8 protein-coding genes are annotated in these 11,142 nt (G+C 59.6%); 2 read left to right on the top strand and 6 right to left on the bottom strand.

Features of this window, described 5'->3' with window-relative positions:
• Window positions 1-3: 3 nt before the first annotated feature.
• Together AB4N43_RS03715 and AB4N43_RS03710 are read right to left on the bottom strand one after the other, a co-directional pair.
• Window positions 4-963, bottom strand: coding sequence for an AAA family ATPase (locus tag AB4N43_RS03715; RefSeq protein ID WP_027923426.1), 960 nt, complete (start codon window positions 961-963; stop codon window positions 4-6).
• 290 nt (window positions 964-1,253) lie between these two features.
• Window positions 1,254-1,607, bottom strand: coding sequence for a hypothetical protein (locus AB4N43_RS03710; RefSeq protein WP_059180946.1), 354 nt, complete (start codon window positions 1,605-1,607; stop codon window positions 1,254-1,256).
• A gap of 502 nt (window positions 1,608-2,109) precedes the next feature.
• Here AB4N43_RS03710 and AB4N43_RS03705 point away from each other — a divergent pair.
• Window positions 2,110-7,011: an NAD-glutamate dehydrogenase gene (locus AB4N43_RS03705; protein ID WP_059180945.1), complete on the top strand. Its 4,902-nt coding sequence runs from the start codon at window positions 2,110-2,112 to the stop codon at window positions 7,009-7,011.
• 75 nt (window positions 7,012-7,086) lie between these two features.
• On the opposite strand, the gene AB4N43_RS03700 is transcribed toward AB4N43_RS03705, so the two are convergent.
• The 4 genes from AB4N43_RS03700 to pdxR form a co-directional block, all read right to left on the bottom strand.
• Complete coding sequence (locus AB4N43_RS03700; RefSeq protein ID WP_027923429.1) at window positions 7,087-7,797, bottom strand: hypothetical protein; 711 nt, start codon at window positions 7,795-7,797, stop codon at window positions 7,087-7,089.
• Between the two features lie 227 nt (window positions 7,798-8,024).
• Window positions 8,025-8,438, bottom strand: a complete 414-nt coding sequence (locus tag AB4N43_RS03695) for a cupin domain-containing protein (RefSeq protein ID WP_194939978.1) — start codon at window positions 8,436-8,438, stop codon at window positions 8,025-8,027.
• Between the two features lie 184 nt (window positions 8,439-8,622).
• On the bottom strand, window positions 8,623-8,916 hold the full coding sequence (locus AB4N43_RS03690; RefSeq protein ID WP_027923431.1) for an antibiotic biosynthesis monooxygenase family protein: 294 nt from the start codon (window positions 8,914-8,916) through the stop codon (window positions 8,623-8,625).
• 123 nt (window positions 8,917-9,039) lie between these two features.
• Complete coding sequence (gene pdxR, locus AB4N43_RS03685) at window positions 9,040-10,473, bottom strand: MocR-like pyridoxine biosynthesis transcription factor PdxR (protein ID WP_027923432.1); 1,434 nt, start codon at window positions 10,471-10,473, stop codon at window positions 9,040-9,042.
• 206 nt (window positions 10,474-10,679) lie between these two features.
• Here pdxR and AB4N43_RS03680 point away from each other — a divergent pair, with 206 nt between their 5' ends.
• Window positions 10,680-11,120: a carboxymuconolactone decarboxylase family protein gene (locus tag AB4N43_RS03680; protein WP_027923433.1), complete on the top strand. Its 441-nt coding sequence runs from the start codon at window positions 10,680-10,682 to the stop codon at window positions 11,118-11,120.
• Window positions 11,121-11,142: the final 22 nt, after the last annotated feature.

Genomic DNA, 11,142 nt, shown 5'->3' with positions numbered 1-11,142 from the left:
GGGTCAAGCGACGGCTACGACGTCGAGAATCCGCTGGACCACCCGGTCCTGGTCGATACCAGCAGCTTCGGCTTCAAAGGACAGAATGATGCGATGGCGCAGCACGTCAAACAACACGGCCTGGATGTCTTCCGGGCTGACGAAGTCGCGGCCGGCCAGCCAGGCATGCGCGCGGGCGCAGCGGTCGAGGGCAATAGAACCGCGAGGGCTGGCGCCGTAGGCAATCCAGTCGGCCATTTCCGGGTCGAACTTGCCCGGGTTGCGCGTGGCCATGACCAGTTGCACCAGGTATTCCTCTACGGCGTCGGCCATGTACAAACCGAGGATTTCCTTGCGTGCGGCGAAGATCGCCTGCTGGCTGACCCGGCGTTCCGGCTTGGTTTCGCCGTTCAGGGCTTCGCCACGGGCTTGCTGGAGGATCTTGCGTTCAACCGCGGCGTCCGGGAAACCGATTTTCACATGCATCAGGAAACGGTCGAGCTGCGCTTCGGGCAGCGGGTAGGTGCCTTCCTGCTCAATCGGGTTTTGCGTGGCCATTACCAGAAACAGCGGCGACAGTTCATAAGTGCTGCGCCCGACGCTGACCTGACGCTCGGCCATGGCTTCGAGCAGCGCCGATTGAACCTTGGCCGGGGCACGGTTGATTTCGTCCGCCAGCACCAGGTTGTGGAAAATGGGACCTTGCTGGAAGACAAAGCTGCCGGTTTCCGGGCGATAGATTTCGGTACCGGTAATGTCGGCAGGCAACAGATCGGGGGTGAACTGGATGCGGTGGAACTGCGCTTCGATGCCTTCGGCAAGTTCTTTGATGGCCTTGGTCTTGGCCAGGCCCGGGGCGCCCTCGACCAGCATGTGGCCGTCGGCAAGCAACGCGATGAGCAAACGCTCGATGAGTTTTTCCTGGCCGAGAATCTGCGTTGAAAGAAAGGTTCGCAGCGCGAGCAGCGCTTCACGATGTTCCATCGATGACTGTTCCTGGAGAAGGTGGCCGAAGTCGTTCGAATAACGCTTGGGCTGGGGGCGTTACTTTAATCCATCGCGGGGGGCGGGGACTAACGGCATTTTGTGCAAAGTGCGGGAAATGGTTGGCGAAATTGTTGGATTTTTGTAGCAGGGGAGCGTTGAGGTGGCAGTTCTGGCCTCATCGCTGGCAAGCCAGCTCCCACAAGTTTCAGCGTTGAGCATGCGATTTGTGCAACACATCGACCACCGTGGGCGCTGACTTGCCAGCGATGAGACCCATCCAGACGCTATCAAACTTCGTTAATGAAGGTCCCGGTCCCGTCGAGGATGTTCTTCAGGGTCTCTACAACCTCATCCATATCCACCATATCCGGGTTGAAAGTGATCTCCAGCACATCGTTCCCGTTCAATGCATCGGCATCCGCCGCCGCAATCTCGATCTTCAACAGATTCGAACTCAGGGTGACTTTCACCCCATCCAGGGTCGAAGGCTCGCCATCCAGGGTGATTTCCAGTTCGTCCTCGTCCGGGTAGCGACTCATCAGGAACATGTCGCCCTCCTCACTGTGGCAGCAGAGCATGGCCATGTTGTCTTCCTCGTCATCGCAAGGGTTCACAATCAAGAGGGCGGTGGTCATTTGCATGGGAAATTCCTGGCTCGACGAGCGTGGTGAAGACGCACAAAGCGCAATTCTGCCAGCCCAACGGAATTTCTGCTCGGCTGAGTGTCAGAGCAGGGGCGTGGACACTTGGAGTGTTACTGGTCATTTCTGGTACGCAGGTGCCGGAAAACCGGGGATAAAACGCCCGTTTTTGCCCACGGCTGCTAGTGTTGTTCGAGGCGTGTGCCGCCAGTTGCGTACCGATGACCGAATATGTCGCAGCACCGCAAGCACGGGCCTCGCCGCACTCGTTAAGCTGCGCAACGGATGAGCACCTGTAAAGACATTGCGCTGTTCGCAGCCCAGTCGGTTTTGCAGATGCCCATTCATGGAAGGTGAATGTGACCTGAGTGTCTCGTCCAGCTTCACCCACCTGTCCCCTGTTTCCTCTGCCCGAGAATCAGGAACAGGGTGACGGATCGCCCCGAAAGGGGTTTTGCACGCGACGCTTCCATCAATAACAAGCCCAAGCGGAGTACCACAGATGGCGTTCTTCACCGCAGCCAGCAAAGCCGACTTCCAGCACCAACTGCAAGCGGCACTGGCACAGCACATCAGTGAACAGGCACTGCCACAAGTGGCGCTGTTCGCTGAACAATTCTTCGGCATCATTTCCCTGGACGAGCTGACCCAGCGTCGGTTGTCCGACCTCGCCGGCTGCACCCTTTCTGCGTGGCGCCTGCTTGAGCGCTTCGATCACGCGCAACCGCAAGTGCGCGTCTACAACCCCGACTACGAACGCCACGGCTGGCAGTCGACCCACACTGCGGTCGAAGTGCTGCACCACGACCTGCCATTCCTGGTGGACTCGGTGCGTACCGAGCTGAACCGTCGCGGCTACAGCATTCATACCCTGCAAACCACTGTGCTGAGCGTGCGTCGCGGCAGCAAGGGCGAGTTGCTGGAAATCCTGCCCAAAGGCACCCAGGGCGAAGGCATTCTTCAAGAATCGCTGATGTACCTGGAAATCGACCGTTGCGCCAACACCGCCGAGCTCAATGTCCTGAGCAAAGAGCTGGAGCAGGTACTCGGTGAAGTCCGCGTCGCCGTCGCCGATTTCGAACCGATGAAAGCCAAGGTCCAGGAAATTCTCACCGGTCTGGACAACAGCCAGTACGCGGTCGACCCTGAAGAAAAAGGCGAAATCAAAAGCTTCCTGGAATGGCTGGTGGGCAACCACTTCACGTTCCTCGGCTACGAAGAGTTCGTGGTGCGCGATGAAGCCGACGGCGGCCACATCGTCTACGACCAGGATTCCTTCCTCGGCCTGACCAAACTGCTGCGTACCGGCCTGACCTACGATGACCTGCGCATCGAAGACTACGCCGTGAACTACCTGCGCGAACCGACACTGCTGTCGTTCGCCAAGGCTGCGCACCCAAGCCGTGTACACCGTCCGGCTTACCCGGATTACGTGTCGATCCGTGAAATCGATGCTGACGGCAACGTCATCAAGGAATGCCGTTTCATGGGCCTGTACACCTCTTCGGTGTACGGCGAGAGCGTGCGGGTCATCCCGTACATCCGCCGCAAGGTCGAAGAAATCGAACGCCGTTCCGGCTTCCAGGCCAAGGCTCACCTGGGCAAGGAACTGGCGCAGGTGGTTGAAGTGCTGCCGCGCGATGACCTGTTCCAGACCCCGGTCGACGAACTGTTCAGCACCGTGATGTCGATCGTGCAGATCCAGGAACGCAACAAGATTCGTGTGTTCCTGCGCAAAGACCCGTACGGCCGTTTCTGCTACTGCCTGGCCTACGTGCCACGGGACATTTACTCCACCGAAGTGCGCCAGAAGATCCAGCAAGTGCTGATGGATCGCCTGAAAGCCTCGGATTGCGAGTTCTGGACGTTCTTCTCCGAATCCGTGCTGGCCCGCGTGCAACTGATCCTGCGCGTCGACCCGAAGAACCGCCTCGACATCGACCCGGTTCTGCTGGAAAAAGAAGTGGTGCAAGCTTGCCGCAGCTGGCAGGACGACTACGCGAGCCTGGTAGTTGAAAGTTTCGGCGAAGCCCATGGCACCAACGTGCTGGCCGACTTCCCGAAAGGCTTCCCGGCCGGTTACCGCGAGCGTTTCGCCGCCCACTCGGCTGTGGTCGACATGCAACACCTGCTGAGCCTGAACGAAAAAAATCCACTGGTGATGAGCTTCTATCAGCCACTGGGTCAGGTGTCCGGCCAGCGCATGCTGCACTGCAAGCTGTATCACGCCGACACGCCGCTGGCGCTGTCCGACGTGTTGCCGATCCTGGAGAACCTCGGCCTGCGCGTGCTGGGTGAATTCCCGTATCGCCTGCGTCACACCAATGGTCGCGAGTTCTGGATTCACGATTTCGCGTTCACCGCCGCCGAAGGCCTGGAACTCGACATCCAGCAACTCAACGACACGCTGCAGGACGCCTTCGTCCACATCGTGCGTGGCGATGCCGAGAACGATGCGTTCAACCGCCTGGTGCTGACCGCCGGCCTGCCGTGGCGCGATGTGGCGCTGCTGCGTGCTTACGCTCGCTACATGAAGCAGATCCGTCTGGGCTTCGACCTGGGCTATATCGCCAGCACCCTGAACAACCACACCGACATCGCTCGCGAGTTGACCCGGTTGTTCAAGACCCGCTTCTACCTGGCGCGCAAGCTGTCGGGCGATGATCTGGAAGACAAGCAGCAACGCCTGGAACACGCGATCATTGCCGCTCTGGACGAAGTCCAGGTGCTGAACGAAGACCGCATCCTGCGTCGCTACCTGGACCTGATCAAGGCCACCCTGCGCACCAACTTCTACCAGACTGATGCCAACGGCAAGAACAAGTCGTACTTCAGCTTCAAGTTCAACCCGCACCAGATTCCAGAGCTGCCGAAGCCGGTACCGAAGTTCGAAATCTTCGTTTACTCGCCTCGTGTCGAGGGCGTGCACCTGCGCTTCGGCAACGTTGCTCGTGGCGGTCTGCGCTGGTCCGACCGTGAAGAAGACTACCGCACCGAAGTCCTGGGCCTGGTAAAAGCCCAGCAAGTGAAGAACTCGGTCATCGTGCCCGTGGGCGCGAAGGGCGGCTTCCTGCCGCGTCGCCTGCCACTGGGCGGCAACCGTGACGAGATCGCGGCCGAGGGCATCGCCTGCTACCGCATCTTCATTTCGGGCCTGCTGGACATCACCGACAACCTGAAAGACGGCGCGCTGGTGCCGCCGGCCAACGTCGTGCGTCATGACGACGATGACCCATACCTGGTGGTGGCCGCGGACAAGGGCACTGCGACCTTCTCCGACATCGCCAACGGCATCGCGATCGACTACGGCTTCTGGCTGGGTGACGCGTTCGCTTCCGGCGGTTCCGCCGGTTACGACCACAAGAAGATGGGCATCACCGCCAAAGGCGCATGGGTCGGCGTTCAACGTCACTTCCGCGAACGCGGCATCAATGTCCAGAAAGACAACATCACCGTGGTCGGCGTCGGCGACATGGCCGGCGACGTATTCGGCAACGGCCTGTTGATGTCCGAGACGCTGCAACTGGTGGCTGCGTTCAACCACCTGCACATCTTCATCGACCCGAACCCGGAGCCGGCAAACAGCTTTGCCGAGCGTCAGCGCCTGTTCGACCTGCCGCGTTCGGCCTGGTCGGATTACGACACCAGCATCATGTCCGAAGGCGGCGGGATCTTCTCCCGTAGCGCGAAAAGCATCGCGATTTCCCCGCAGATGAAAGAGCGCTTCGACATTCACGCTGACAAGCTGACCCCGACCGAGCTGCTCAATGCCTTGCTCAAGGCACCGGTAGACCTGTTGTGGAACGGCGGCATCGGGACCTACGTCAAAGCCAGCAGCGAAAGCCACGCCGATGTCGGCGACAAGGCCAACGATGCACTGCGTGTGAACGGCAACGAACTGCGCTGCAAAGTCGTGGGCGAGGGCGGTAACCTCGGGATGACCCAACTGGGTCGTGTCGAATTCGGTCTCAATGGCGGCGGTTCCAACACTGACTTCATCGACAACGCCGGTGGCGTGGATTGCTCCGACCACGAAGTCAACATCAAGATCCTGCTGAACGAAGTGGTTCAGGCGGGCGACATGACCGACAAGCAACGTAACCAGTTGCTGGCGAGCATGACCGACGAAGTCGGCAGCCTGGTGCTGGGCAACAACTACAAGCAGACTCAGGCTCTGTCCCTGGCTGCGCGTCGTGCCTTGCCGCGTATCGCTGAATACAAGCGTCTGATGAACGATCTGGAAGGCCGCGGCAAGCTGGATCGCGCCATCGAGTTCCTGCCGAACGAAGAAGCGATCAACGAGCGCGTTTCAGAAGGCCACGGCCTGACCCGCGCCGAGCTGTCGGTACTGATCTCCTACAGCAAGATCGACCTCAAGGAGGCGCTGCTCAACTCCCTGGTACCGGATGACGACTACCTGACCCGCGACATGGAAACCGCTTTCCCGCCGACCCTGGTGAGCAAGTTCTCCGAAGCCATGCGCCGTCACCGTCTGAAGCGCGAAATCGTCAGCACCCAGATCGCCAACGACCTGGTCAACCACATGGGCATCACCTTCGTTCAACGACTCAAAGAGTCGACCGGCATGAGCCCGGCGAATGTTGCGGGTGCCTATGTAATAGTTCGGGATATCTTCCACCTCCCGCACTGGTTCCGGCAGATAGAAGCCCTGGACTACCAGGTTTCCGCTGACGTGCAACTGGAGCTGATGGACGAGCTGATGCGTCTGGGCCGTCGCGCCACGCGCTGGTTCCTGCGCAGCCGTCGCAACGAGCAGAACGCCGCTCGTGATGTTGCGCACTTCGGTCCACATCTGGCAGCGCTGGGCCTCAAGCTCGACGAACTGCTGGAAGGCCCGACCCGCGAAGGCTGGCAGACCCGCTATCAGGCTTACGTCGCCGCTGGCGTACCTGAGCTGCTGGCGCGCATGGTTGCAGGCACTACTCACCTGTACACCTTGCTGCCAATCATCGAAGCGTCGGACGTGACCGGCCAGAACGCAGCAGACGTGGCGAAGGCTTACTTCGCCGTCGGCAGCGCGCTGGACATCACCTGGTACCTGCAACAGATCAGCGCTCTGCCGGTTGAAAACAACTGGCAGGCCTTGGCCCGTGAAGCGTTCCGTGATGACGTCGACTGGCAGCAACGTGCAATCACCATCTCCGTCCTGCAACAGGGCGACGGCACTCAGGACGTGGAAACCCGCCTGGCGCTGTGGATGGAAGCGCACGAAGGCATGATCGAACGCTGGCGCGCGATGCTGGTGGAAATCCGTGCCGCCAGCGGCACGGACTACGCCATGTACGCGGTGGCCAACCGTGAGTTGCTGGACCTGGCATTGAGCGGGCAAGCGGTGGTGACCACCACTGGTGCCGTCAGCGAAGAGCTGGAACCGGCGGCCTGATCAGGCGCTGAATGAAAAAAACCCGCATGGAGACATGCGGGTTTTTTTTGCCTGATCGCGATGGGGTCATATGCCTTAATACAACTTCCGCCCCGAATTATTATCCAGCATCGATACTTTATCTGTCGGGCTGGTCAGTAAATTACTGAGCGACTGGTCAAACTTCTGCAGCGCCCTGACTTGCACATTCTGTTGCTCATTAATATCCGCCACTATCTCCGAGCTCGGTTTAAAGTCCGCCCACAGAGGCGTCAGCGCTTTAGCGTCATGCCCTTGTGCAGTGCCAATATAGTTGAGATTAGCGTCGTAAAAGTCTGCACTGACATCCGCCGCTATATCCGAACTTCGCGAGGTCATCAACTGGCTGCGGCTGTCGACAATCGCGACCACGTCCGGTTTCGCCGCCTTGAGGCTCTGCATGTCCGGGTACACCGTGACCGAGCCGAACTGGCGCTGCAACGAGGCCTTGACCCAATCCACGGCCAGGTCGGGTTTAGAGGTGGCGACGTAGGCGTCATGAATCGGCTGCACCAGCAAACTCTGGCCGAAACCGGTGCCCGCGTTGGCCTGGTAGTCCTGGAGGTAGGCGCGATTGGTCTGGGTGTTATGGCTGTAGACGATGCCAAGCGACACATTATGGCCATTAGGAATGCTCGTGGCATTGCTGCGGCCAACAGGCGCGGTAAAGATGCCGTCCAGTGAAGAGACCGCACTTGGCGCAGTGGGGATCGAGCAGCCTGATAAAACAACGGTCATCGTCAAGGTACTGACAAGCGCAAGTTTCATGGTGTTACTCCAGTGAAACAACTTGAGTCGGGAAGTTTGAGTGCCGGTAGGGGCGGCGGTGATTCCAGACTAAACCTGTCTTCACAGAATTAAATAACCAATAAGCAGGCTTATCGTCAGTTCAATAGTTTTATTTGGTTTAAACAGGGTCGTTTGATTGCTTCAAGAAATAAAAAGGCCCGAAATCAAAGTTCGGGCCTTTTTATTTATGGTTGTACGTTCAGCCATCAGTTTTCCAGTGGGATCAACACTTTCTCGTCGGGCGACAACACCATGAACACCAGCAGTTTGGCGGGCTGGGTGGCGCTGGCGTTTTTCGAGACCAAATGTTCCGATCCTGCCGGCTCGTACCAGTATTGGCCGGCCTTGTAGGTGATCGCTTTTTCACCCTTCACCTGGGAGGTGATCGAGCCGGAAATGACATACGCCATGGCCGTGCCTTCATGCTTATGGGCAATCGAGGATTGGCCAGGCTTGTAGTCGACTTCAATCATCATGGCTTTTTTGCCAGGGACGTTTTTCAGCAATTGGTCCTGCAGCACCGTGACCTTTTCTGAAGGGCCTTCGTGGGCGAGCGCGGTGACTGAGGCGGTCAGGGCGAGGACAGCAAGCGGGGCAGCAAGGAAACGCAAAGCTTTCATGGTTCAGTACCTGCGGTGGTTATCATCAGCAACAACGATAGTCCGCAGGGTGGACCAATCAAACAGCCAATATTCGGGAAGGTGAGGGGACCAATCCAGCCCCCGAATTACGTATGCCTTGTAGCAGCTGTCGAGCAACGCGAGGCTGCGTTCGGCGGCTGCTACAGAGCGGCTACAGGGTGCTTTAGCGGATCGGGAAGCTGTTGAAATCCACGGCGTTCGCCAGTTGATTGTCAATCAGGCCGATGAAGCCCTGGACTTCCGGGCAGTTGAAATGCGAGTGCATCGCCGCTTCCGATTGCCAGCGCGCGCTGACGGTCCAGCGGTTGGTGTCCTCGGGGCAGCGGTCGACCATATAGGAGTCGCAGCCCGGTAGTTCGCGCAGGGTTTCGACAATCTTTTGCAGTTGCTTGCCCAGTTCATCCGAGCGGCCTGCGGCAGCCTGCACCTGTACGGTATTGATCACTTCGTGGGACATTGCTCACACTCCTGAATCAGGCCGGACGAATCCTGCTCATTGAGGGATAACGCTTATGCAGGATAGGCCTGCAACCCCGGACCACCAATAGCCAATCGCCCGGTAAAGGCGCAGACCAATCCGTCAGGCCACCTGCTGCAAAATGTCGCGCAGACGATCCAGGGCGGTGTCGATGTCCAGCGTGTCAATGGCGCCAAAACCCAGCAAAAGCCCGTCCTGCGGCGCTTGCTGGAAGTAAAAGGCCTCGATCGAATAGAGCCCGACTTCGACCTTTTTCGCCAATTCAATCACCAGGGCCAGATCGATAGGCACTTTGCACATCACCACCATGTGGAACCCGGCCGTGGTCGGCACTGGCTCGAACCACGGCGACAGGTCGCCCGCCATGCGCGCCAGGATGCGTTCGCGACGCCCGGCATAGATCGTGTGGCAGCGCCGGATATGTTTGAGCAAGCAGCCTTCGGCGATGAATTTGGCCAGCGCCCATTGGGGCATGGTCGACGTGTGCAGGTCGGTGAGTTGTTTGGCGCGGATCACGGCTTCGAGAATCGCCGGCGGTAAAATCGCATAGCCGAGCCGCAACTCCGGCAGCAGGGTTTTCGAGAAGGTCCCGACGTAGGCGACGATCCCGCGCTCATCCATGCTTTGCAGCGAATCGGTAGGGCGGCCCTCGTAGCGAAATTCGCTGTCGTAATCGTCCTCGATGATGATCGCGCCCAGTTCATAAGCGCGCTCCAGCAGCGCCGCCCGGCGCTCCTGGCTCATCGGCAGGCCCAGCGGGAACTGATGGGACGGTGTGACGTAGATCAGCCGCGTACCAAGGGGGATTTTGTCCACCTGAATGCCTTCTGCGTCCACCGGTACGCCAATCACCGTGGCACCGTGCGAGCCAAACAACAGGCGCGCCGGCGGGTAACCGGGGTCCTCCATGGCGACGATGCTGCCGGGGCGCGTGATCACCCGGGAAATCAGGTCCAGCGCCTGTTGCGCGCCGTTGCACACCACCACGTCTTCGTCCTGGCAATTGACCCCGCGCGAGAACGCGATGTGCCGGGCGATGGCGTTGCGCAACGCCGGCAGGCCCTCGGGCAGGCTATAGAAGCCCTTGGAACCGGCAATCTGGCGCAAGGCATGGGAGGTGCAGCGGCGCCAGTCATCCTGCGGGAACTGGCCCTTGCTGGTGGCGCCACCAATGAAGTCATAACGCAACGAGCCTTCCAGCGTCGGGTGCCGCAGGAATACGGGCAGCTGGCGCCAGGATTCGATGACCTCAAAACTCGCCAGTTCGGAATGGCTTTGTTTGCGGTCGATTTTCGAGGGGCGCGCATTCACGTAAGTGCCTTTGCCGATCACCCCGGTGAGGAAGTTTTCGTAGGTCAGTTGCGCGTAGGTGTCGGAAATGGTCTTGCGCGAAATCCCCAGCTGTTCGGCCAGCAAGCGGCTGGGCGGCAGCTGGGTCCCGGCGGCGAGGCGCCCGGATTCGATGGCGCTGCGCAACTGGTTGTACAACTGGCCCGTCAGGTCCTTGCGGCCGTTGATGACAACATGAAGTTCCATACCGGCGAGGCTCCTGCAGCGGTTGAGGCGCGTGTGCGTCGCGCCAGATTACCCGCATGCGCGGCCGTGCAGAAGTTGCGCAGGTGAAAAACCCGGGATTGGTCTGGCGCCGAGTGGTCCATGGTTATTTCGCCGAATTGGCTCTGTCACGTCGCGACCTCGACGACTACCGTGAAATTCACATCATCGCGTCACGAGGTCGCCCCATGAGTTCCCGCCTGGATTACTACAGCGCGTCGCCCAAAGCGATGAAAGCGATGATTGCCATGGAAGCCCTGACCAGCAACCTCAGTATTGAGCCCGCGTTGCTGCACCTGATCAAGATCCGCGCCTCGCAGCTCAACGGCTGCGCCTTTTGCACCGACATGCACTCGGTGGACGCCCGCCGCCTGGGTGAGACGGATCGGCGCCTGTATTCGATCGTCGTGTGGCGCGACAGCGGCTTTTTCAACCCTCGGGAACGGGCGGCGCTGGCCTGGACCGAAGCGGTGACGCTGCTCTCCGAAAGCCACGTGCCGGATGACGTTTTCGCGCTGGCGAGGGAGCAATTCAGCGAAGCGGAGCTGGTCGATTTAACGATTGCCGTGACCACCATCAACAGCTGGAATCGCCTGGCGGTGAGTTTTCGGCAAACCCCTGGCGGCTGAATCGATTATCCGCGCCGAGTGT

It is taken from the genome of Pseudomonas sp. S2_B07 (assembly GCF_054668435.1).
This window is presented reverse-complemented; position numbering and strand designations above follow the sequence as displayed.